A 494-nucleotide genomic window follows, 5' to 3' on the forward strand; every position below is an offset into this window, starting at 1 on the left:
ATGACGGTGCTGGCGGCGTGGAGCGCGGTGCTGGCGCGCCTGTCGGGGCAAGACGATCTGGTCATTGGTACGCCCAGCGCGAACCGCGGCCACCCAGCGATCGAGCCGCTAATTGGCTTCTTTGTTAATACACTGGCGCTGCGTGTGGATCTGTCCGGTGAGCCGACGACGACGCAGCTGCTGGAGCGCGTGCGGCGCACGATGCTTGAAGCGCAAATGCACCAGGATCTGCCGTTTGAGCAGGTGGTGGAGATCGTGCAGCCGCCGCGCCGGCTCAATCACACACCGCTGTTTCAAGTGATGTTTGCGTGGCAGGGGGCGCAGACAGAGCATTGGTGCCTGCCGGATCTCACGCTCACCCCGACCGAGCTTGGTGACAATCCGATCAAGTTCGACCTGGAATTGGGGCTACACGAGTCGGGCAACGAAATTGTTGGCGCATTGGGCTATGCGAGCGCGTTGTTTGACCGCGCGACGATCGAGCGGCACGTCGG

1 protein-coding gene is annotated in these 494 nt (G+C 62.8%); it reads left to right on the forward strand.

Annotation, left to right across the window (positions count from 1 at the left end):
• Positions 1-494, forward strand: a 494-nt coding sequence (locus KPG66_RS17140; RefSeq protein ID WP_237071646.1) for a condensation domain-containing protein, incomplete at both ends; no start/stop codon positions are given.

Origin of the sequence: Mycetohabitans sp. B2 (assembly GCF_021733735.1) — a bacterium.
In the GTDB taxonomy this organism is placed as follows: Bacteria; Pseudomonadota; Gammaproteobacteria; order Burkholderiales; family Burkholderiaceae; genus Mycetohabitans; species Mycetohabitans rhizoxinica.